Genomic DNA, 20247 nt, shown 5'->3' on the forward strand with positions numbered 1-20247 from the left:
ACACCAAGGACAGCCCGGTCTTCGTCTTCCGCAACGCCGGAAACGACCATCTCAACATCGTCTATCGCCGGCCCGATGGAAACATCGGCTGGATCGACCCGTCCACGACCAAGGTCGCACAAGGATAAGAGCCGGCCGCACGAGGGGTGAGGACTGGTGACGGCAGGCGAACAAGGGATTTTCAAGCATGGATCTGAGCGATCTTATCAACGTTCCGGCGATACTGCCGGCGTTGAAGGCGAACTCCAAAAAGCAGCTGTTGCAATTGCTTTCCGAACGGGCAGCCGCGATTTCGGGCATTCCGGAGCGGGAAGTGTTCGACACCATCCTGCAGCGTGAACGGCTTGGCTCGACGGGCGTCGGCAACGGCATCGCCATTCCGCATGGCAAGCTGGCCGGCGTGAAGCGCATCGCCGGGGTTTTCGCCCGGCTGGAGACGCCGGTCGATTTCGAATCGCTGGACGATCAGCCGGTYGATCTTGTGTTTCTGCTGCTGGCGCCGGAAGGGGCCGGCGCCGACCATCTCAAGGCCTTGTCGCGCATCGCGCGGGTGCTGCGCGACGCCGACACGGTGGCCAAGATCAGGGGGACGCGTGACGCCGCGGCAATCCACGCGCTTTTGTCGGATACCCAGGCCTCGCACGCGGCCTGACATTTTCTGATTGGAACATCCAGCCAAGGGCCGCCACGGGCGGCCCTGTCCATTTTAAGCCCGGCGCGCCTGACTTAGTGAATGGCGACCGTGGTGAGGTCGTTTTCCATGGCGCCGGCCAGCGCGCGGTCACGCGCATCCGAAAGCAGGATCGGCTGGCCATTGGCGGCAAACAGCGCCCACAGTTCCATGCCGGGCGCGATTTCACCGAGGTTCGGGAAACGGCCGAGCAATTCGTCGCTCGAGACCTTGCGCAGATAGGCGACCGAGCCCTCGCCGAGATGGGCGAATTCGCCGCTGGTCATGGTGAGATTTTCATCAGTTCTGGTCATTTCAAAGCCTCCTTGGCGCGAGGACGCCGTTCAAGGCCATCCCGCATGAGAGCCATCGGTAAAGATCAGTCTTTCACCGATATGTTTATTTTCCGTACCAGCCGTTCGGACTCCGGCCGATCAAGATCGATCGACAAAAGGCCGTTCTTCAGTTCCGCCGCGATCACCCGCATGCCGTCGGCCAGCACGAAACAGCGCTGGAACTGGCGCGCGGCGATGCCGCGATGAAGAAACTCGCGCTCGGTATCGTCGGACTGACGGCCGCGCACGACCAGCTGGTTTTCCTCCGTGGTGACATCGAGATCGCTTTCGGCGAAACCGGCGACCGCCAATGTGATGCGCAACCTTTCGGTCTTGCCGTCGGCGCCGCTGAGGCGTTCGATGTTGTAGGGAGGGTAGCTGTCGCCGGACTTCGCCAGGCGTTCCAGGGTCTTTTCCATGGCGTCGAAACCAAGGAGAAGCGGGCTGGAAAAGGGCGTCATTCGGCTCATGTTACACTGTCCTCTGTAGAGCGACATAAAGTGGAAAAACCCAGATGGCATTTTTCCCGGTGGTCTTGATATGGTCCGCCCCGCGACCAAGTTCAAGCCATCAAAAGACCCGCCCAAAAAGACCAGGTCGTGGACTCACAGGAATGATCGACATGGCGCTTGAAACGGCCAGCAGATGCAAGGAGAAGCGCGCAGGTCGGGATTGTCTTCCCCGGTCGAGCGGTTCGACTTGGCAGCCCGCAGCCGCTTCGGCGTCATCCCGGATTCATCCCAAGTCCATGGCTTCGCCAAACAAGGAATTGAAATGCCTCAATTACGCAAGATCATCATCGACACGGATCCCGGCCAGGATGACGCCGTCGCCATATTGCTGGCACTCGGCAGCTCCGAGCTGGAGATCGTCGGCATCACAGCCGTTGCCGGCAACGTGCCGCTGAAGCTTACTGAAAAGAATGCCCGCAAGGTCTGCGAGTTGGCCGGCCGGCCGGACATCAAGGTCTATGCCGGCGCCATCCGGCCGTTGATGCGCGAACTGGTCACCGCCGAGGAAGTGCATGGCAAGACCGGTCTCAACGGGCCGCAATTGCCCGAACCGACGATGAAGCTGCAGGACCAGTATGCCGTCGATTTCATCGTCGAGACGCTGATGAAGGAAGAGAGCGGCACCATCACGCTTTGCGCGCTCGGCCCGCTCACCAACATTGCGCTGGCGCTGATCCGCGAACCGCGGATTGCACAGCACATCAAGGAAATTGTCCTGATGGGCGGCGGCTTCTTCGAAGGCGGCAATGTCACACCGTCCGCCGAGTTCAACATCTATGTCGATCCRCAAGCCGCCGACGTCGTGCTCAAATCCGGCATTCCGATCGTGATGATGCCGCTCGACGTCACCCACAAGGCGCTGACCACCGCCAAGCGCACGCAGGCCTTCCGCGAACTTGGCACCAAGGTCGGCACGGCGACCGCCGACATGCTGGAATTCTTCGAGCGCTTCGACGAGGAGAAATACGGCACCGACGGCGGGCCGCTGCACGACCCCTGCGTCATCGCCTATCTGTTGAAACCGGAGCTGTTCAAAGGCCGCACCTGCAATGTCAGCGTTGAAACCACCTCGGAACTGACCATGGGGATGACCGTCATCGACTGGTGGGGCGTCACCAAGCGGCCGAAGAACGCCATGGTGATGCGCGACATCGACCATGATAGCTTCTTCGCGCTGCTGGTCGAGAGGCTGGGGCGGCTTTAGCCCTCCTGATCGCATGCCGCCCTGCTGCAATTAGTGGGCGGCATGCGTGGGTCACTCACGCGCGAAGCAGACGAAAGGTGTCGGCACCGTATTTGTGATGGTGTCGTTCGATCGGAACATCCGATCCGACAATGTGCGGTGCCTCCACCTCACCATCGATAAATACCAAGGCATTGCTGCCGTTGAGACGGATTCCGTATCTATAGTACAGCCCTCGGCCGACAGCGCTTTTTGGATTGAGAGGCATCAGCGCCACGTTTTCGACGACGCCTCTCACAATCTGCGTGCCGACAACCGGGTTGTTTTGGCTCATCGCAATTGGGATGATCTCTGCAAACGCAATTGCGCAAAAGAAAGCGACGCCGATCACTGCGTCGCGATATTCTTCTTGAAACAGAATTAGTCGATTTCTAAGAGAAAGCCGTTTTTGGCCCATTCTCTACATTTGAGTGGAACAAGAGTCCACTTCAATAGAGCCGCTCCAAAATATGTTGACCAATTCGTTCCTGAGAAATGCCGACCAGGGCCGTTCACTCGCGAAGCAACCGGAAGGTATCGATGCCGTTTTCACGATGCTGCCGTTCGATCGAAACGCCAGATCCGGCGGCTCGCGGCACTGCGTCGTAGACGAACACCAACGGGCTATTTTCGTCGAGACGGATTCCGTAGAGGTAGCGGAACCCGCCCGTCAGCCCGGTATCAGGTGCTGGAGAAGCGTCGAGCACGGTGACGACTGTACCTGTCAAGCGCTCCAGAGTGACTATCGGGCTGCTCTGCCTTGCAATCGGGATGCCGATCACAAGAATACAGGCGCCAACGATCAGGCCAGTAATAGCGATACCCTTGAGATTCTCCCGCAGGAGTATGAAGGCGAGGGCGAACTGCGCTTTTGCCATATGGCTCAATCAGCAAAACGGTAAGAGACGGAACCGTTGTCGTGGATAGCGCGCTCAAGCCTTGCGTTTGAGCCGATGCGGTGCGGTTCCTCGTCGTCGACGAGCACCAACGAGTTGTCGTTGAGGGACAGCGCGTATGTGGTGCCGTGGCCTTTGCCCCAATAGACGCTTTTGATCGTTGCCTCGAACACGTCAACAGATCGGATCGGACTCACTTCATTTGCAAGCCTGAGGAAGAACAGGGCTACCAAAGTTGCAAAGAAGACGCCTATGATGATTGCACCCGGCGTATCAAGTCGTGTTTCCGACGAAGTCCGCGGCACGAACTCTGGCCCCCTTTGTTCGTCAATTCATGTGGAGACCAGAAATCCCAATTTCAATGCATCTGTTTGATGCCCTGACGAACGCATGTCGCCAGTGTCGGTGCTTTCACGGCTTGCGAACTACTTCGACCGTGAAAACGCCAGCCACAGGCCGCCGCCGACCAGGAAGCTGCCGCTGATCCTGGACATGAGCTTGATGCGGCTGGCCGACAGCAGGCGCCCGGCGCGGCCGGCGGCCAGTGCATAGGTCGAATCCGAGATGGCGGCGAAGATCATGGCAGTGAGGCCCATGACCACGATCTGCAGCGAGTAATTGCCCTGAGGCGCGATGAACTGCGGAAAGAAGGCGCCGAAGAACACCAGCGTCTTGGGGTTGCTGAGCGCTACCAGCAGGCCCTGCAGGAAGAAGCCGCCGCGCGGTTTCCTTGCCGTTCCGTCGGCGTTCAGCGTGCCCTTGGAACGGAACATCTGCACGCCCATCCAGATCAGATAGGCGGCGCCGATCAGCCGTACCCATTCGAACCAATGACCCATGCCCGAGATCAGCGTGTTGAGGCCGATGCCGACGATGGCGATCATCACGGCAAGCCCGGCCTGCGTGCCGGCGACATTGGCGAGCCCGGCGCGGGAGCCATGGCGGATGCTGTTGGCGATGATCAGCGTGACCGTTGGGCCGGGCACCAGGATGATGACGATGCAAGCGAGGACATAGGCGGCGTAGAGTTCCAGCGACATGATTTTTCCTCAAGGATGCCGCCAGGGCGGCGCGGACTGACGGCAATCAATGCATAGCAGCGCAGCCGGCGCAAGCCGGCACGCCAAGCTCTGCGATACGCCATGCACCGGTTCAGGCGCCGGTCTGCCACGGCAGCGTTGCCTCATAGGCGGCTGCCGCCTTGAGCACTGCAAGATCGCCGCGTGGCCGGCCGATCAACTGCATGCCCATTGGCCGGCCCTTGTCGTCGAAGCCGACCGGCACGTTGACCGCCGGGCAGCCGCCCAGGGTGGCGAATGCGGAAACCTGCATCCAGCGGTGGTAGCTGTCCATCGCCCGTCCGGCGACCTCGCGTGGCCACGGCGTGCCGACTTCGAAGGGGAAGACCTGCGCGGTYGGCAGCGCGATCAGATCAAAGCGGTCGAAGATCGACAGCAGCGTGCGATGCCAGGATGTGCGGATGACCGAGGCCGCGCGGATCTGCGGCGCCGTCAGCCGCATCGCGTTCTCGACCTCCCAGACGGCTTCCGGCTTGAGCAGGCCAAGCTTCGAGGGATCGTCATAGTGGGTTTTGAGCGCACAGCCGCTGCTGGCCTGGCGCAGTGTGACAAAAGCCTGCCACAGCGCTTCGAAATCGAAATCCGGCTGCAGAGGTTGCCAGGGGAACGAGACCTGCGCCAACCGGCCAAGCGAGGTCTCGCAGAGATCGAGAATCCCGGCTTCGACCGGCAGATGACCGCCGAGGTCGCCGAACCAGCCGATGCGGCCGCCAGTCGTCCCTGTCGCAAGCCCATCGAGGAACGAGCCAGGTTTCTCATAGGACAATGGCGCTTGCGGATGATAACCCGCCTGCACGTCGAGCAGCAGGGCCATGTCGCGGACGTTGCGGCCCATCGGCCCATCCACACCCATCTGCGCATGAAAGACCTCGACGTCGGGTCCGCCGGGAACTAGCCCTTGCGACGGGCGGAAGCCAAAAACATTGTTCCAGGCGGCCGGGTTGCGCAGCGAGCCGCCAAAGTCGCTGCCATCGGCGACAGGCAGCATGTCCAGCGCCAGCGCCACCGCCGCGCCACCACTCGAGCCGCCGGCGGTCAGCGCCGGATCGAAGGCGTTCAGCGTCGGCCCGAACACATTGTTGTAGGTGTTGGAGCCAAGCCCGAATTCCGGAACGTTGGTCTTGCCGATGATGATGGCGCCGGCGTTGCGGATACGCTCGACGAAGAAATCATCCTCCTGCGGCAAGAAATCGGCGAAGATCGGCGAGCCGAGCGAGGTCCTGAGGCCTGTGGTCGAGGCGAGGTCCTTGATGGCGATCGGCAGGCCGAACAACGAGCCGGTTTCGGCATCTGCCCGTCGGGCATCGGTAGCGTCGGCCTCGCGCAGGATGTCGCCACGGTCGCGCAAGGAGACGATGGCGTTGACCAGCGGGTTGACCGCCTCGATCCGGTCGAGGAATGCCGTCACCACCTCGCGGACGGAAAGTTTTCGTTGGCGGATCGCGTCGGCAAGTGCGACCGCGGACAGGCGACAGATGTCGCTGGCCGGCGCCACGGCATGTTTCGTCTGAGGGCGCAGCATCTCAACGCGTTTCCTGCAATGCCTGGTCGACATCCTTGGCCAGCGGAATCGCCGGCTGGGCGCCTGGCTTCAGGCAGGCCAGCGAGCCCGCCGCGCCGGCGCGCGCCAGCGCCTGTTCGAGCGTCAGGCCGGATGACAGGCCGGCGGCGAAATAACCGCAGAACGTGTCGCCGGCGCCGACCGTGTCGACAGGGGTGATCTTCATTGCCGGAACGGTCAGGAAATCGCTTGGCGTCGCCGCCATCACGCCGTCGCCGCCGAGCGTGACGACGATGGTGCGGCCGGTCTTCCCGGCATAGTCTCGCATGCGCGCCGCCCGGTCGCGGCCGTTGAGAGACAGCGCCTCGCCATAGAGGTCGAATTCGGTTTCGTTGGCGACTGCATAATCGGCCTTGGCAAGAAAGGCCGCTGCTTCGCCTTGGAAAGGCGCGGTGTTGAGCACGGTGATGGCGCCAGCCGCCCTTGCCTGGTCGAGCGCGGCACCGACGGTCGCCAGCGGGATCTCATGTTGCAGGAGTACGATATCGCCCTTTTTGAAGAAGGCTTTGGAGAGGTCGCCGGGCAATACGGACGCGTTGGCGCCCGGCACCACGGCGATGATGTTCTCGCCGTCGTCGCCGACCATGATCAGGGCTGTGCCCGTCGACGCAAAAGTCTCGGCGACGCCGGACAGATCGACCTTGCCGTCGCGCAGCAATGCCAGCGCCTCGGCGGCGAAGCTGTCCTTGCCGACGGCGCCGACCATGCGCACCGGGGCGCCGGCGCGTGCTGCCGCCAGCGCCTGGTTGGCGCCTTTGCCGCCGGGCGCGGTGGCAAAGGTCGAGCCGGCTACTGTTTCGCCAGGGCTCGGCAAGCGGTCGACATTGGCGATCAGGTCGAGGTTGATCGAGCCGATAACGATAATCAAGCAAGGCCTCCTGCCAGCACGAACTCAAATATTGGAGCGTCTTTTGTGCGTCCGGGCGAACGCAGGTCGTTCCTATCGTGCGGGAAGCTAGCCTGTAAGGCCGCGGCTTGCCAGACCACGCGAATGGTCCAGCTCGATTTGTGCCTATTCACAACGCAAGGTGACCGTGCCCTGGTAGTTGCCGGCGGGAAAGATACCGCTCGACTTGGTGGCGGTGAGGTCGACCTGCATGGGGTGGGTGCCGTTGACGACACGCTGCGGCACGCTTCCGGAGGTGTCGACGCCGGTGCCGTCGAGGCGGTAGACGGTGCTGAAGTTGACGTTGGTACCGCCGCCGCTTGGCGCTGACGAGAACGAGGCGGGCGCCGGCGCGGAAACGGAATAACAGTCGAGCAGGTTGAGCAAGGTGCAAAGCAGCGAACTGGCGGTGATGGTGGCGGTCGCACTCGACCCGCCTGCCTGTTTGGAGCCCAGGATGCTGATGGCAGGATTTGCGGTCATCGTTCCCGACGCCCCGACCATGATGGTGCAGGTGCCGATGATCGCCGCTCGCGCCGGAAGGCAGAGGCCGGCAAGTGCCGCGGTCGCAAGCAGCGCGCGGCTATTTCTTCTTCTTTTTCTTGCCATCGCCATTTCCGGTCCTGATGCTCCAGCCCTCGTTGGCCCATCCGGGTGATGCGACCGCGGGAGCGGGAGCGCTGGTGGCCACGCTCGCCGTCGGGCCGTCGGCGCCGAGGCCCATTTTGAGGAGTTTCAGCTCCAGTTGCAGGCGCTCGACCTCAAGCTCGTAAAGACGGCTGCAATCGACGCGCTTGGGCGAGCGCCCGATCGGGATCACCACGCGGCCGTAGGTGGCGAGGTCATTGTTCGACCGGTTGTTGCCTCTGATGACGCCGAGGTCGACATAGGCGCCGGTACCCGATACCGCCGAACGGCAGGTGGTGCCGTCGGAAGCGTGGACCTCGTCCTGCCCCTGAGGCAAGGTTACGCCGGGCAGGTTGAAGCCGCTCTCATTCTGGTTGAGATTGTAGACATCCTCGGCCAGAACCGGCGAAATCCCCGCAGACATCGCTGCAAGTGCGACTGTCAGGATTTGCGGTGCCCAAAAAACTTGCCGCATATCTGTGCCTTTATCTGCGTCTGTTGATTGGGAAAAGGGATGCTTTCGGTACAGATACGCACTTTACGCTCGGCGGCGCCGCTGAAGGGCACGACCACAAGGACAGGACGCGAAGCCTGGGAAGCCAGTTGGAAGGCACTCGGAGAGATCCTGGCGGCCACCGGCTGAAAATCCTGATCGTAGACATGGATTTCGACCCTGATCTTCTGGTCGTAGGGATTGGCCGGGAATACGCGGACCGCGAAGACGTCGGTGAAGCTGTTGACCTCGCCCCGCATCGGCGACATCGACTGGGCAGCGGCGGCAATGGGCAACAGGCCGACGGCCAGCGCCGTCGCCAAGGTTCGAGCATGTGTCAAAGGCCCCTCCTTCCGAGAGCTTATTCGCAGCGCACCGTCACCGTTGCCTGGTAGTTTCCGGAGGCGAAGCGGTTGCTGCCGCCCTTGGTGCCGGCGAGGTTGACCGAGACGAGGTCAGCGCCGGGTGTGCCGAGGCTGGTGGCCGAGCCGGTCTCGGCGATGGAGTGCGTACCGGCGGCGGAGTAGGTCGGTGTCCAGGTGGTCGACGTGGTGTCGGCAGCGGGCACAGTGGTGATGGTGACCGGGTCTACGCTGAGCGATACGCCTCCGGTGGTGGTCAGCGTGACCGTTCCGGCCAAGCCGCCGCTGTTGTGCGAGCTTAGCGACTGAAGATCGGGGCTCACCGTCATCGTGCCGTTGGTGGCGACCACAAGCGTGCAGGTTGCGGTGATCGTGCCATTGAAAATGACATTTTGCGTCGTGGCCAATGCGGACTGTTCAATACAGGCGACCAGCAGGGCTGCGCCGAAGACGGCGCGAAACGATGTCATCGAGACCTCCCATTAAGCCGGATAGTCCGAGTTAATATGGGTCATCATCACTTTATCGTAGTTAATTTAGAGTTAATTCAAATAATTACTGAAAATAACAATTGCTAAACCAGAGGTTGCCTTTAGTTGCAATCAAGAAAATCTGATGCAATAATCGCAGTTATACTTGATAATTCTGGCATTTATAGATTCTGCAAGAGGCGCTTGGAAAATCGACATTCACGACACTTGCCCTGCTTCCCAGCCTAAAATGGCACGTTTGCGGGTCAGACCCCAGTGATAGCCGGTGAGGTCGCCGGACTTGCCGATGGCGCGGTGGCAGGGAACCACGAAAGAGAGCGGATTGGCGCCGTTGGCAGCCCCCACGGCACGGCTGGCGCTCGGCGCGCCGATGCTGGCGGCGATCGAGGAATAGGTGCGGGCCTTGCCCATCGGTATGTTGAGCAGCGCCTCCCAGACGCGAACCTGGAAGTCGGTGCCGATCATGACGACATGCAGCGGCTGGTCGGGGCGCCACAGCGTCGGGTCGAAGATGCGCGCCGCATAGGGCCCCGTCGCGGCCATGTCCTCGACATAGATGGCGTTCGGCCAGCGGCTGGACATGTCGGCGAAGGCGGCGCGTTCCTCACCCGGATCACTGAAGGCGAGGCCGGCAAGTCCGCGGTCGGTAGCCATGATCAGGGCAGTGCCGAACGGCGAGGGGTGGTAGCCGTAGCGGATGGTGAGGCCTGCGCCGCGCGTCTTGTAGTCGCCCGGCGACATCGCTTCATGGGTGACGAAGAGGTCGTGCAGCCGGCCGGGGCCGGACATACCCAGCTCGAATGACGTTTCGAGCAGCGGCATGCCTGAATCCAGCAGCTTGCGGGCATGGTCCAGTGTCACCGCCTGCAGGAAGGCTTTTGGCGACAGGCCGGCCCAGCGGGTGAAGAGTTTCTGCAGGCCGGTCGGCGTCTCGCCGACCTCCTCGGCCAGTTCTTCCAGCGATGGCTGGTCGCGATAGTCGAGGCTGATCTTCTCGATGGCGCGGCGCACGATTTCGTAGTCGCTGCCTTCGGGCGTGATGTCCTTTTTGAGAACGGCCGTCTGTGTGCTCATGGAACTGTCTCCTTGGGCAGGAATATCGCCCCTTGGGGCGTCGATCGCCACCCGAAACTTGCCTTCTTGCGGCGCGTACCCAGATAGACTCGGGTTTTCGAGAGCTGTTCCATCCCGATGAGGTCGGGATGGGGCTCTGTCTGTTTGTATGAGCATGATCTTTCCCGAATTCCACTTTTTCGGGATCATGCTCTGATTAGGAATCGCACATGGCTGGCGAGAAGATACATCTGACCGGGGAAAAGGGGACGTTGCTGTTGACGCTCTACGGCAAGGCTCTGGAGAGCAGGTTGCCGGATACGCTGCTCGGGGATCATTTCGCCGACGAGGCGGTGCGCAAGATCGACTACGATTTCTCCAGGCTCAAGGTCGACACCAATCTTGGCGTCGGCCTGGCGATCAGGGCAAAGACGCTGGATGTCCATGTTCAGGACTTTCTCGCGAGAAATCCCGACTCCATCGTGTTGCATCTGGGATGCGGGCTCGATACGCGCATATTTCGTGTCGATCCGCCACAGGGCGTGGACTGGTTTGATGTCGACTACCCTGAAGTCATCGAGCTCAGACGCAAGCTGTACCCGTCCCGGGCCCATTGCCACCTGATCGCCTCGTCGGTGACCGAACCGGATTGGCTGGCCTCGGTGCCGCGCAATCGCCCGGCCATCGTGGTGGCGGAAGGCCTGACGCCCTATCTCCCAGCCAACGAGGGACCACGCCTGTTTGCGCGGCTCGTCTCGCATCTTGCCAGTGGCGAACTGATGTTCGACGCCTACAGCCGTTTTGGCCTGAAGCTGCTTCGCCTCAATCCGGCCATCAAGGCGACGGGTGCCCAGGTGTATTGGGCGATCGACGATCCGCACGACCTGGAACTGGCCATCCCAAAGCTACGGTTCGTCGATGACATCTCGGCCTACAAGCCTGAACACGCCGCCCGCATGGGCTGATTCGCGAAGCTGTTCGTCCGCCTTTGGAGACACATTCCAGCCCTGCGCAAGGTCGGCAGGCTGTTGCGCTACCGGTTCTAGACTCAGCGCGTCTTGGCGGTCGCCAGCGCCCGCGAAAAGGCAGTGGCGAAGGTCTCGCGATCGTCGGGATTGAGGAAACCGCCGATCGGCACGTTCTGTCCCTGTGCTTCCACTGTCATCCTGGTGATGCCGATCTCGGCGTGACGGGCGACCGAAAACCGCGCCCAGAACGGGTTGAAGCGATGCGCTTCCGATTTTCCGGATGGCGCGGTCTTGCGGATGTCGAGGCTAGTGCGCGAGACCGACACCTCCTCGCGGGCACGCGCGGCACGATAGTTGGCGCGGAAAGCGATGTAGACGGCGACTACGTCGAGGCCGAGGAAGCCGAACACCGGCCAGGCGCCACGCGACAGGAAAAAGGCGCCTGTCACCAGCCAGCCGAACAGCAGCGCGCCCATCAGCAAGGCAAAGCCGGTTTTGCCCAGGGACCGGTGCGGGGTCAGCAGCGCCTGAAAGAATGGCTCGTCGGCCTGAAATGAGGCGTTTGTGTCGCTCATGGCGGGATATTATAGGAAGGAAATGGCGAGCCCCAAGTCCAAAGAATCATCCATGCCCAAAAATGAGCTGTTGCCCGGCCGGCGCGACGGGTCGAACGCCAAGCCGCGTCCGCGGCCGGTGCGGCGTTCGTCGCGCTACAGCGCGGCCGAAGTGCACGAGATCTTCCGGCGTTTTGCCGTCCAGCGGCCTGAGCCGAAGGGCGAGCTCGAACATGTCAACGCCTTCACATTGCTGGTGGCGGTGGTGCTGTCGGCGCAGGCGACCGATGCCGGCGTCAACAAGGCGACGCGGGCGCTGTTCAAGGCCGCCGATACACCGCAAAAGATGCTGGCGCTGGGTGAAGCCAAGGTTGGCGACCATATCAGAACCATCGGGCTGTGGCGCAACAAGGCCAAGAACGTGATGGCGCTGTCGCAGGCGCTGATCCGCGACCATGGCGGTGATGTGCCTGACGACCGGGATCAACTGGTCAAGCTGCCGGGGGTCGGGCGCAAGACCGCCAATGTCGTGCTCAACATGGCCTTCGGCCAGCATACGATGGCGGTCGACACCCACATCTTCCGCATCGGCAACCGGCTCGGGCTGGCGCCCGGCAAGACGCCGGAACAGGTCGAGCAGGGACTGTTGAAGATCATCCCGGACGAATACATGCGCCACGCGCATCACTGGCTGATCCTGCATGGCCGCTATGTCTGCAAGGCGCGCAAGCCTGATTGCCCGGCCTGCGTCATTGCCGACATCTGCAAGGCGCAGGAGAAGACGACCGATGTGCCGGCACCGCTGGTGCCGATAGCTCCGCTAGAAACGGTTGCCGCCGGCGATCAGTAGCCGTAGCCGCGTGCCATCGCCGCGGCGAAGACCGGGATCAGCAGGAAGATGAACGCCTCGGCGCGGACATAGGTTTTGACGGATGCAAGCTCTACTGCCGGCACCAGGAACGAGGGGTTGGCGCCTGCCTGCCTTTTCCAGGAWATGATGCGGACGGTCGGGATGATCGACAGCAGGCCGACGATGCCAAACGCCGCCATCTTGGCCCAGAACACCCAGTTGTAGACGTAGAATTCCCAACCCTTGAGGCCATAGAAGACGCGGCCGATGCCAACGATGATGATCAGCGCGGCGATGATCCCATAATGACGGTCGATGCCGGCGAGCCGCTTGAGCGTGGCGGCGGCCAGGTCGCCGCGGATCAGCACGAATTCGGCACCGATGATCCCTGCTAGCGAAAACACCAGCAGATGGTGGACGATGGCAAGCACGAGATCGGTGGTGTCCATGCTTTTTCCCTGGGTTTGACGGCACAAGCCCGTGCCTGAAAGGATTGCGCTTGCAGATGCTGAATCAGCGTGTCGCGAAAATAGCATCGTCGCGCCGAATTCCCATAGCGGAGCTTGAGACCATGTTGCCCACATGGGTGCCCGTCGTATTTGTGGCGCGGCTTAGCGCGATTTTCTCGCCTGGAAGATGACATGCCCTGCCTTGGCCCTTGCCTGGCCCGGGCAATTTGCTACGCGCCGGTGGATAAGCGAGGCAATCCCATGAACAATCCGCGAGCGACCATCGCCCCTGTGATCGAGACGCAGCGAACCATCCTGCGGGCACACCGGCTGGGAGATTTCGACGCCTATGCCGTGATGTGGACCGATCCCGTGGTCACCCGTTTCATCGGCGGCAAGCCGCGCACGCGCGAAGAAAGCTGGATGCGCTTCCTGCGTCACGCCGGCCTGTGGTCGCTGCTCGGCTACGGCTTCTGGGCGATCGAGGAAAAGGCGACGGGCCGTTTCATCGGCGAGGCCGGGTTCCACGACCTGAAGCGCGATATGCAGCCGTCGATCGAAGGCATTCCCGAGGCCGGCTGGGCGCTCGCTCCGGCCATTCATGGCGCAGGCTTCGCTACCGAGGTGGTTGGCCGCGTCCTGGCATGGGGCGAAGAGATTTTCGGGCCCGCTAAGACCGTCTGCATCATCGATCCGGAAAACGCCGCGTCGCTGAACGTTGCTCTGAAATGCGGCTACCGGGAAGTAGTGCGGACCACCTACCACGACGCCCCGACCATTCTGCTGGAGCGACTGCCCTGAGCGGCGTCATCGACTGGAGATCCCCGCGCGGCCAAGCATAGATCGCAGTGCGCCTGTCGCCAGCAATGGCGACGAGGCGGGCCGTGCCAAGAACCGCCGTGTGGTTCTGGTCAAATTGAACTGACGCAGCTCCGGCTGCGGCGCCTTCGACCCCACTACGACACGGCGTCCGCGGCGAGGCTCGCCTGCTCGAGCATCGAGGCGTCCTCGCCGAAGGCGCGGGTGGCGCGCGCCGCTGCCTCGAGCAGCGGGCGTTTCATGCGCTGAAGGAACGCGGCGTCGACGCGCGAGCTGGGGCCGGCCAGCGTCAAGGCGCCGAGCAGGGCCCGGCCCGGACCGAACACCGGCGCCGACACGCCCGCCGTCTCTGGGTCGCGGTCGCCGACGGCGAGACAGTTGCAGGTCTTGCGGATGGTCTCGTAGGGTTCGCCCTGCTGGCCGGAAAACGCCGCAAGCACCCGGCCGCCCGACCCAACCAGCAGAGGCAGCACGTCGCCTTCGCGTATCGTGTAGCGGATCGGGTGCTTGGATTCGACGCGGTAGAGACAGGTGCGGACGTCGCCCGAGCGAACATAGAAGGCAACGCTCTCCCAGCTTTGCTCAGATAGGTCGCGCATGATCGGCAACAGGACGTCGATCGCCACCACCGAACGCTGATAGAGCGCGCCGAGCCGGAAAGTGGCAGGTCCTACGCGGTAGCGGCCATCGTCCAGGCGCTCGAGCAACTGCCCACGCAACAAGGAATGCGCAAGCCGCAGGATGGTGCTCTTGTAGAGGCCGGTACGGGCCGCGATTTCGGCCAGGCTAAGCGACCGGTCGGCCGTGGTGAAGGCGTCGAGGATGGCGATCGCCCGATCAAGCGCGGCAACCCCTTCGGTAGCCGCGTGCCGGATGTCTGGATCAGCCGATCTGCTTGATGAGTCCATTGCAGTTCCCAATTCGGAGAAGGTCCTAAGCAGACACCGCTGGCTTCGCCAACGCGTCGTCTGCTTAGGTTTCTTTGTTTGCAGCAGGTTCTTGTCGCAAAACCGCGGGACACTTCTGCGGAACCTGCTTAGCGGAGCCACTGTGTCGCGCTGCCAATGCGTTCTGTCTAGTAGAATATCGTTCCCGTTGACAGAACTCGGTAACATCTGCTTGAACTCGATTACGGGTCTGGATTCAGGCGCGTTTTGGCAGGCACCGGAGGAGGTGTCGTGATCTGGAGGAATCCCATGCTGAACAGACGCAGATTTTTGATGAGCACGGCGGCGGCAGGCGCTGCCGGCTTTGCAGGACTACATCTCTCTCCCGCTTTCGCCGAAGGCGCGCCGCAGATCCAGATTTTCGTGCCGGCGGCACCTGGCGGCGGCTGGGATCAGACAGGGCGCACGATGGATCAGGTGCTGCGCAGCGAAAAGCTGATCTCCGGTTCGCAGATCACCAATGTCGGCGGCGCCGGCGGCACGGTCGGGCTGCCGCAGTTCATCAACCAATGGAACGGCAAAGGCAATTCGCTGATGGTTGCCGGCATGGTCATGGTCGGTGCAATCATCGCCAACAAGGCTGCCAACAATCTGACGCAAGTCACGCCGATCGCGCGCCTTACCGGCGAGTTCGAGGCCTTGGTGGTGCCGGCGGAGTCGCCGTTCAAGACGGCAGCTGATTTCGTCGCCGCACTCAAGGCCGATCCGACAAAGGTTCCTGTCGCTGGCGGCTCGGCCGGTGGTTCGGACCACATCCTGTTTGGGCTGATCGCCAAGACCGTTGGCGTGCCTGCGACAAACCTGTCCTACGTGCCGTTCGCCGGTGGCGGCGAGGCACTGTCGGCGCTGCTCGGCAATCAGGTGGCGGCCGGCATCTCCGGCTTCGGCGAGTTCTCCGAGCAGGTCAAGGCGGGCGCGCTGCGGCTGCTTGCCATCTCGGCCGACAAGCGCCAGGACGGCATCGACGCGCCGACGCTGAAGGAAGCCGGCATCGATGTCGAGCTGTTCAACTGGCGTGGGGTCTTCGCACCTCCCGGCGTTTCCGATGCCGACAAGGCGGCGATGATCACGCTGGTCGAGAGCATGGCCAAGAGCGATGCCTGGGCGACCGAGTGCAAGAACCGCAACTGGACGCAGATCCTGCTCACCGGCGACGATTATGCGAAATTCGTGGCCGAGGATACGGCCCGCATCGAGGCCATCCTGAAAGACCTCGGGCTCGCCTGATCTTCCCAAAAAGGGGCGGCGCGCGCCGCCCCTTCTCGCATGGAATGCAAAGCCGGCACTGCGGAGAGCACCGGACGTGCGGTGCCGGGCATCTTGGCCAGCCATCCTGGGCCCGTTTTCTTGGGGAGGACACTCATGAGCAGCAGTGACCAGCAGGCGGCGCCGTCGCGCCTTGCCGTGCCGGAATTGTTGATCGGCGTCGGGCTTCTGGCCTGCGCCGGCGCTGTAGCCTGGCAAACGCTGGCGATTCCGGTGTCGCCGCTCTACTCCAAGGTCGGCCCGACCGTCTTTCCCTACCTCACCATGGTCGGTCTGGTGGTGCTTTCCCTGTTGCTCATCCTCGCGGCGCTTCGCGGCGGCTGGCAACCGGAGGAGGAAAAGGAAACGCCGACCGACTGGAAGGCGATGGGTTTCGTCGTCATCGGCCTCGTCGCCAATCTGCTGCTGATCCAGCCGCTGGGCTTCACGGCGGCATCCGTCATCATGTTCGTTCTGGTCTGCTACGGCTTCGGCAGCAAGCGCACACTGCGTGACGTAGGGCTCGGCTTGATCCTGGCGCTGGCCGCCTATTTCGGCTTCGCCAGGGCGCTCGGTGTCAACATCGGCGCCGGCTTCATCGAGAACCAGCTGAACACGGTGATCGATGCGATCATCGGCACGTTTGGAGCCTGACGCCATGGAAACGCTCGGCCATCTCGCACACGGCTTCTCGGTCGCCTTCACCCCTGTCAATCTTCTGTGGTGCCTGCTCGGCACCACGCTCGGCACCGCCATCGGCGTGCTGCCCGGTCTCGGGCCGGCGCTGACCATCGCCCTGCTTTTGCCGATCACCTACCAGGTGGCGCCGGAGGCCTCTTTTATCCTGTTCGCCGGCATCTATTACGGCGCCATGTATGGCGGCTCGACAACGTCGATCCTGCTCAACACGCCTGGCGAAAGCGCCACCATCGTCACCGCGCTGGAAGGCAACAAGATGGCGCGGTCCGGCCGCGGTGGGGCGGCACTTGCCACCTCGGCGATCGGTTCCTTCGTCGCGGGCACCCTCGGCACCTTGGGCGTCGCCTTCCTGGCGCCGGTGGTGGTCAAATTCGCGCTCGCCTTCGGCCCGGCCGAATATTTCTCGCTGATGGTATTGGCCTTCATCACGGTTTCGGCGGTGCTCGGCTCCTCGTCCGTGCGCGGCCTCACCAGCCTGTTCGCCGGTTTCGTCATCGGCATGATCGGCGTCGACCTGCAGACCGGCCAGCCGCGCTTTACCTTCGGCATGACCGAACTGCTTGACGGCGTCGACGTCATCATCTGCGCCGTCGGCCTGTTCGCCGTCGGCGAGACACTCTACATGGCTTCGCGCCGCTATGCCGGCAAGGACGAGATCGTGCCGCTGAGGGGCTCGCTCTACATGACATCAGCCGAATGGGCGCGTTCCTGGAAACCCTGGCTGCGCGGTGCGGCGATCGGCTTTCCGATCGGCGCCATGCCGGCAGGCGGCGCCGAAATCCCGACCTTCCTGTCCTACGCAATCGAAAAGAAGCTGTCGAACCACAAGGAGGAATTCGGTACGGTTGGCGCCATCGAAGGCGTTGCCGGCCCTGAAGCCGCCAACAATGCGTCCGCTGCCGGCGTGCTGGTGCCGATGCTGACGCTCGGCCTGCCGACCTCGGCGACGGCGGCGATCATGCTGTCGGCGTTCCAGAGCTATGGCATCAATCCGGGGCCGCTGCTTTTGACGACGCAGGGCGACCTCGTCTGGGGACTGATCGCCAGCCTGTTCATCGCCAACGTCATCCTCGTCATCCTCAACCTGCCGCTGATCGGGCTGTGGGTGCGGCTGTTGAAGATCCCAGCGCCGCAGCTCTACGCCGGCATCCTGCTGTTCGCCACGGTCGGCACCTATGGCATCTCGCAATCGCCTATCGACCTCGTCATCCTCTATTTGCTGGGGGCGGCCGGGTTCCTGATGCGGCGCTTCGATTTCCCGACCGCGCCGGTCATCATCGGCATGATCCTGGGGCCACTCGCCGAAACCCAGTTCCGCCGGGCGATGACCATCTCGAATGGCGACTGGTCGGTGTTCTACAAGCATCCGCTGTCACTGACGCTGCTGACGCTCGCCTTCATCGGCCTGGTCGGGCCCCATATCTGGGCCTATGTCGAGCACCGCCGGCGGCGCGGACCGGAGCATGTGCCGGGCGATGCCTGATCGATTTGAGCTGTCATGACCGAATTGCTTTCCGGTATCCGCGTCCTCGACCTGACCAACGTCCTGGCCGGCCCCTATTGTGCCTATCAGCTGGCGCTGCTCGGGGCCGACGTGATCAAGGTCGAGGTCCCGCAAGGCGGCGACCTGGCACGCCATCTCGGCGGATCGCCAACGCTCAACAGCGCCGGCATGGGCGCCTCGTTCCTGGCGCAGAACGCCGGCAAACGATCGGTGGTGCTCGACCTCAAGAAGCCGGCCGATCGCGAACGCTTCCTCGATCTGGTCGCGAGCGCCGATGCGCTGGTGGAGAACTTCCGCCCCGGCGTGATGGATAGGCTCGGCCTTGGCTACGAGGCGCTCAAGGCGGTCCGCCCCGGCCTTGTCTATTGCGCGATATCCGGTTTTGGCCAGACCGGACCGATGCGTGACAATCCCGCCTATGACCAGATCATCCAGGGCCTGTCGGGGATCATGAGCATCACCGGCACGCCGGAAACGGCGCCGCTGCGGGTCGGCTATCCGGTCGCCGACACGCTTGGGGGGCTGGTCGGCGCGTTCGCCATCGCCTCGGCGCTGGTCCGACAGAAGACAAGCGGCGAGGGCGCCTTTCTCGACGTCTCGATGCTCGAATGCACGCTCTCGGCGCTCGGCTGGCCGGTCTCCAACTACCTGACGGCAGCGGTCGATCCGCAGCCTATGGGCAATGAGAACATGACCGCTGCACCCTCCGGTGCCTTCCGCACCGGCGACGGACTGCTCAACATCGCCGCCAACAAGCAGGAGCAGTTCGTGGCGCTGTGCCGGCTGATCGGGCGGGCGGAGCTGGCGGTGGATCCGCGCTTTGCCGAGCGCGAGACCCGCAAGCGCAACCGTGCGGCGCTCAAAGTCGAGATCGAGGACGCCCTGGCGGGCGCCGCGGCGGCAGTCTGGGAAGAGACGCTCAATCGCGCCGGCGTGCCCGCGGGCAGGGTGCTGACGATCCCGCAAGTGCTGGCCGAGCCGCAAGTGCTCGAACGCCAGGTGACCGCGAATTTCGAGGGCGTGCCGGGTATGGACAGGCCGCTGACGGTTCTGCGCGGCGGCTTCATGGTCGATGGCGCGGCACCCCTGCCGACGAAGCCGCCACCGGCGCTGGGCGAGCATATGGACGAGGTTTTCGCCGATCTGCCGCCGCGCGCCAAGACAAAGGCACGGGCATGAGCACCGAGAAGAAGACCGGCCGTGAGCGCGGCGAGGAATGGTGGCAGACCGATATCATCGAGATGCGGCCCGGTGTCATCCGGCTGCGCGGCTATGAAATCCAGGATCTGATCGGCCGCGTCAGCTTCCCGGCGATGATCTGGCTGATGTTGCGTGGCGAGTTGCCCAGTGAGGACCAGGCGGCGCTGCTCGGCATTGCGCTGGGCGCCGCCGTCGACCATGGGCCGCAAGCGCCGTCGATCGCGATTGCGCGCATGGCTGCAACCTGCGGCGTCGGCATCAACAGCGCCATGGCCTCGGCCATCAACGTGCTCGGCGACGTGCATGGCGGTGCCGGCGAACAGGCGTTGACCTTCTACGGTGACATCGCTGTCGCGCTCGACGGTGGCATGACGCTGAATGAAGCCGTCTCGACGCGGCTCGACCGGTTCTTCGCCAAGGAGAAGGGTTATGTGCCGGGGCTCGGCCACCGTTTCCATCCGGTCGACCCGCGCGCGCCGCGCCTGCTGGAACTGACCCGCGCGTTTGCCGCGCGTGGTGTCGTCAATGGACGCTTCGCCGACATCGCCGAGGCGATCGAGGCGGACGTCGCCCGGCGCAAAGGGAAAAAGATACCGCTCAACATCGATGGCGCCACCGCCGTCATCTACGGCGAACTTGGCTTTCCGCCGCCGCTGACGCGCGGGCTTTTCGTGCTGTCGCGCTCGGTCGGCATCCTGGCGCATGCCTGGGAACAGTCACAGCAAGTCGAGCGAAACAAAGGGCCGCTGCCGCGCGAATGGTTGTGGGCCTATACCGGCGCGCCGGTGCGCCCCTTTCCCGAAGCGGACGACACGACCGAGTGAA

Annotated in this window: 27 protein-coding genes; 11 read left to right on the top strand and 16 right to left on the bottom strand. The window is 63.1% G+C overall.

The annotated features are described in order from the left end of the window. Together AC1D0I_RS21840 and ptsN are read left to right on the top strand one after the other, a co-directional pair. Positions 1–128, top strand: a 128-nt coding sequence (locus tag AC1D0I_RS21840; protein WP_477397750.1) for a sigma 54 modulation/S30EA ribosomal C-terminal domain-containing protein, incomplete at its 5' end; no start/stop codon positions are given. Positions 129–187: 59 nt separating this feature from the next. Continuing rightward, entirely contained in the window at positions 188–652 is a 465-nt protein-coding gene (gene ptsN, locus AC1D0I_RS21845; protein ID WP_013529589.1) for a PTS IIA-like nitrogen regulatory protein PtsN, read from the top strand. Positions 653–726: 74 nt separating this feature from the next. On the opposite strand, the gene AC1D0I_RS21850 is transcribed toward ptsN, so the two are convergent. Beyond that, the gene (locus tag AC1D0I_RS21850; protein ID WP_095084707.1) at positions 727–984 is read right to left on the bottom strand and encodes a BQ00720 family protein; all 258 of its coding nucleotides are present in this window, start codon (positions 982–984) and stop codon (positions 727–729) included. Positions 985–1049: 65 nt separating this feature from the next. After that, complete coding sequence (locus AC1D0I_RS21855) at positions 1050–1475, bottom strand: Hsp20 family protein (protein WP_095084706.1); 426 nt, start codon at positions 1473–1475, stop codon at positions 1050–1052. A 304-nt stretch (positions 1476–1779) separates the two neighbouring features. Between AC1D0I_RS21855 and AC1D0I_RS21860 the strand changes: the two genes are divergently transcribed. After that, complete coding sequence (locus AC1D0I_RS21860) at positions 1780–2721, top strand: nucleoside hydrolase (protein WP_477397626.1); 942 nt, start codon at positions 1780–1782, stop codon at positions 2719–2721. A gap of 55 nt (positions 2722–2776) precedes the next feature. Here the strand turns inward: AC1D0I_RS21860 and AC1D0I_RS21865 are convergent, their stop codons facing one another. The 11 genes from AC1D0I_RS21865 to AC1D0I_RS21915 form a co-directional block, all read right to left on the bottom strand. Further along, positions 2777–3157 carry a hypothetical protein gene (locus AC1D0I_RS21865; protein WP_477397627.1) on the bottom strand — a complete coding sequence of 127 codons (381 nt, stop codon included), beginning with the start codon at positions 3155–3157 and terminating at the stop codon, positions 2777–2779. Positions 3158–3251: 94 nt separating this feature from the next. Then, entirely contained in the window at positions 3252–3617 is a 366-nt protein-coding gene (locus tag AC1D0I_RS21870; protein WP_477397629.1) for a hypothetical protein, read from the bottom strand. Between the two features lie 5 nt (positions 3618–3622). Then, complete coding sequence (locus AC1D0I_RS21875) at positions 3623–3940, bottom strand: hypothetical protein (RefSeq protein ID WP_477397631.1); 318 nt, start codon at positions 3938–3940, stop codon at positions 3623–3625. 120 nt (positions 3941–4060) lie between these two features. Next, positions 4061–4675 carry a LysE family translocator gene (locus tag AC1D0I_RS21880; protein ID WP_095084705.1) on the bottom strand — a complete coding sequence of 205 codons (615 nt, stop codon included), beginning with the start codon at positions 4673–4675 and terminating at the stop codon, positions 4061–4063. A 112-nt stretch (positions 4676–4787) separates the two neighbouring features. After that, on the bottom strand, positions 4788–6236 hold the full coding sequence (locus tag AC1D0I_RS21885; protein ID WP_477397633.1) for an amidase: 1449 nt from the start codon (positions 6234–6236) through the stop codon (positions 4788–4790). Position 6237: 1 nt separating this feature from the next. After that, complete coding sequence (locus tag AC1D0I_RS21890; protein ID WP_477397635.1) at positions 6238–7143, bottom strand: ribokinase; 906 nt, start codon at positions 7141–7143, stop codon at positions 6238–6240. A gap of 144 nt (positions 7144–7287) precedes the next feature. Then, a complete protein-coding gene (locus tag AC1D0I_RS21895; protein WP_477397637.1) occupies positions 7288–7770 on the bottom strand; it encodes a hypothetical protein in 483 nt (160 codons plus the stop codon). After that, positions 7745–8263 carry a hypothetical protein gene (locus tag AC1D0I_RS21900; RefSeq protein WP_457151908.1) on the bottom strand — a complete coding sequence of 173 codons (519 nt, stop codon included), beginning with the start codon at positions 8261–8263 and terminating at the stop codon, positions 7745–7747. Before AC1D0I_RS21900 ends, AC1D0I_RS21895 begins: the two co-directional genes overlap by 26 nt. After that, positions 8230–8622 (bottom strand): hypothetical protein, encoded by a 393-nt coding sequence (locus tag AC1D0I_RS21905; protein WP_477397638.1) that lies wholly within the window; start codon positions 8620–8622, stop codon positions 8230–8232. Before AC1D0I_RS21905 ends, AC1D0I_RS21900 begins: the two co-directional genes overlap by 34 nt. Before the next feature lie 20 nt (positions 8623–8642). Next, positions 8643–9113 carry a hypothetical protein gene (locus tag AC1D0I_RS21910; protein ID WP_457151910.1) on the bottom strand — a complete coding sequence of 157 codons (471 nt, stop codon included), beginning with the start codon at positions 9111–9113 and terminating at the stop codon, positions 8643–8645. Between the two features lie 219 nt (positions 9114–9332). Continuing rightward, positions 9333–10208 carry a methylated-DNA--[protein]-cysteine S-methyltransferase gene (locus tag AC1D0I_RS21915; protein ID WP_477397640.1) on the bottom strand — a complete coding sequence of 292 codons (876 nt, stop codon included), beginning with the start codon at positions 10206–10208 and terminating at the stop codon, positions 9333–9335. A gap of 209 nt (positions 10209–10417) precedes the next feature. Between AC1D0I_RS21915 and AC1D0I_RS21920 the strand changes: the two genes are divergently transcribed. After that, positions 10418–11152: a class I SAM-dependent methyltransferase gene (locus AC1D0I_RS21920; RefSeq protein ID WP_477397642.1), complete on the top strand. Its 735-nt coding sequence runs from the start codon at positions 10418–10420 to the stop codon at positions 11150–11152. An 83-nt stretch (positions 11153–11235) separates the two neighbouring features. On the opposite strand, the gene AC1D0I_RS21925 is transcribed toward AC1D0I_RS21920, so the two are convergent. After that, the gene (locus AC1D0I_RS21925) at positions 11236–11730 is read right to left on the bottom strand and encodes a DUF2244 domain-containing protein (RefSeq protein ID WP_477397644.1); all 495 of its coding nucleotides are present in this window, start codon (positions 11728–11730) and stop codon (positions 11236–11238) included. A gap of 22 nt (positions 11731–11752) precedes the next feature. On the opposite strand from AC1D0I_RS21925, the gene nth reads away from it, so the two are divergent. After that, entirely contained in the window at positions 11753–12559 is an 807-nt protein-coding gene (gene nth / locus AC1D0I_RS21930; protein WP_477397645.1) for an endonuclease III, read from the top strand. On the opposite strand, the gene AC1D0I_RS21935 is transcribed toward nth, so the two are convergent. Further along, entirely contained in the window at positions 12553–13008 is a 456-nt protein-coding gene (locus AC1D0I_RS21935) for a DUF2214 family protein (RefSeq protein WP_477397647.1), read from the bottom strand. The genes nth and AC1D0I_RS21935 overlap by 7 nt on opposite strands. Positions 13009–13269: 261 nt before the next feature. On the opposite strand from AC1D0I_RS21935, the gene AC1D0I_RS21940 reads away from it, so the two are divergent. Then, on the top strand, positions 13270–13809 hold the full coding sequence (locus tag AC1D0I_RS21940) for a GNAT family N-acetyltransferase (protein WP_477397649.1): 540 nt from the start codon (positions 13270–13272) through the stop codon (positions 13807–13809). Between the two features lie 155 nt (positions 13810–13964). On the opposite strand, the gene AC1D0I_RS21945 is transcribed toward AC1D0I_RS21940, so the two are convergent. Then, positions 13965–14735: an IclR family transcriptional regulator gene (locus tag AC1D0I_RS21945; RefSeq protein WP_477397651.1), complete on the bottom strand. Its 771-nt coding sequence runs from the start codon at positions 14733–14735 to the stop codon at positions 13965–13967. 288 nt (positions 14736–15023) lie between these two features. Between AC1D0I_RS21945 and AC1D0I_RS21950 the strand changes: the two genes are divergently transcribed. From AC1D0I_RS21950 to AC1D0I_RS21970, 5 genes are all read left to right on the top strand, one after another. Further along, on the top strand, positions 15024–16001 hold the full coding sequence (locus AC1D0I_RS21950) for a Bug family tripartite tricarboxylate transporter substrate binding protein (RefSeq protein WP_457150941.1): 978 nt from the start codon (positions 15024–15026) through the stop codon (positions 15999–16001). 135 nt (positions 16002–16136) lie between these two features. Next, entirely contained in the window at positions 16137–16673 is a 537-nt protein-coding gene (locus AC1D0I_RS21955; protein ID WP_477397653.1) for a tripartite tricarboxylate transporter TctB family protein, read from the top strand. Between the two features lie 4 nt (positions 16674–16677). Further along, complete coding sequence (locus AC1D0I_RS21960) at positions 16678–18201, top strand: tripartite tricarboxylate transporter permease (RefSeq protein ID WP_477397654.1); 1524 nt, start codon at positions 16678–16680, stop codon at positions 18199–18201. Between the two features lie 15 nt (positions 18202–18216). Beyond that, positions 18217–19401 (top strand): CaiB/BaiF CoA transferase family protein, encoded by a 1185-nt coding sequence (locus tag AC1D0I_RS21965; RefSeq protein WP_477397656.1) that lies wholly within the window; start codon positions 18217–18219, stop codon positions 19399–19401. Continuing rightward, positions 19398–20246: a citryl-CoA lyase gene (locus AC1D0I_RS21970; protein WP_477227925.1), complete on the top strand. Its 849-nt coding sequence runs from the start codon at positions 19398–19400 to the stop codon at positions 20244–20246. Before AC1D0I_RS21965 ends, AC1D0I_RS21970 begins: the two co-directional genes overlap by 4 nt. Position 20247: the final 1 nt, after the last annotated feature.

The sequence above is a fragment of the Mesorhizobium sp. P2_D1 genome (assembly GCF_056404455.1).

Bases quoted from the DNA above. Each gene is read 5' to 3' on its own strand.
- AC1D0I_RS21850 (WP_095084707.1), bottom strand. From the start codon at position 984: ATGACCAGAACTGATGAAAATCTCACCATGACCAGCGGCGAATTCGCC.
- AC1D0I_RS21855 (WP_095084706.1), bottom strand. From the start codon at position 1,475: ATGAGCCGAATGACGCCCTTTTCCAGCCCGCTTCTCCTTGGTTTCGAC.
- AC1D0I_RS21865 (WP_477397627.1), bottom strand. From the start codon at position 3,157: ATGGGCCAAAAACGGCTTTCTCTTAGAAATCGACTAATTCTGTTTCAA.
- AC1D0I_RS21870 (WP_477397629.1), bottom strand. From the start codon at position 3,617: ATGGCAAAAGCGCAGTTCGCCCTCGCCTTCATACTCCTGCGGGAGAAT.
- AC1D0I_RS21880 (WP_095084705.1), bottom strand. From the start codon at position 4,675: ATGTCGCTGGAACTCTACGCCGCCTATGTCCTCGCTTGCATCGTCATC.
- AC1D0I_RS21895 (WP_477397637.1), bottom strand. From the start codon at position 7,770: ATGGCAAGAAAAAGAAGAAGAAATAGCCGCGCGCTGCTTGCGACCGCG.
- AC1D0I_RS21900 (WP_457151908.1), bottom strand. From the start codon at position 8,263: ATGCGGCAAGTTTTTTGGGCACCGCAAATCCTGACAGTCGCACTTGCA.
- AC1D0I_RS21910 (WP_457151910.1), bottom strand. From the start codon at position 9,113: ATGACATCGTTTCGCGCCGTCTTCGGCGCAGCCCTGCTGGTCGCCTGT.
- AC1D0I_RS21915 (WP_477397640.1), bottom strand. From the start codon at position 10,208: ATGAGCACACAGACGGCCGTTCTCAAAAAGGACATCACGCCCGAAGGC.
- AC1D0I_RS21920 (WP_477397642.1), top strand. From the start codon at position 10,418: ATGGCTGGCGAGAAGATACATCTGACCGGGGAAAAGGGGACGTTGCTG.
- AC1D0I_RS21925 (WP_477397644.1), bottom strand. From the start codon at position 11,730: ATGAGCGACACAAACGCCTCATTTCAGGCCGACGAGCCATTCTTTCAG.
- nth (WP_477397645.1), top strand. From the start codon at position 11,753: ATGGCGAGCCCCAAGTCCAAAGAATCATCCATGCCCAAAAATGAGCTG.
- AC1D0I_RS21940 (WP_477397649.1), top strand. From the start codon at position 13,270: ATGAACAATCCGCGAGCGACCATCGCCCCTGTGATCGAGACGCAGCGA.
- AC1D0I_RS21945 (WP_477397651.1), bottom strand. From the start codon at position 14,735: ATGGACTCATCAAGCAGATCGGCTGATCCAGACATCCGGCACGCGGCT.
- AC1D0I_RS21950 (WP_457150941.1), top strand. From the start codon at position 15,024: ATGCTGAACAGACGCAGATTTTTGATGAGCACGGCGGCGGCAGGCGCT.
- AC1D0I_RS21955 (WP_477397653.1), top strand. From the start codon at position 16,137: ATGAGCAGCAGTGACCAGCAGGCGGCGCCGTCGCGCCTTGCCGTGCCG.
- AC1D0I_RS21960 (WP_477397654.1), top strand. From the start codon at position 16,678: ATGGAAACGCTCGGCCATCTCGCACACGGCTTCTCGGTCGCCTTCACC.
- AC1D0I_RS21965 (WP_477397656.1), top strand. From the start codon at position 18,217: ATGACCGAATTGCTTTCCGGTATCCGCGTCCTCGACCTGACCAACGTC.
- AC1D0I_RS21970 (WP_477227925.1), top strand. From the start codon at position 19,398: ATGAGCACCGAGAAGAAGACCGGCCGTGAGCGCGGCGAGGAATGGTGG.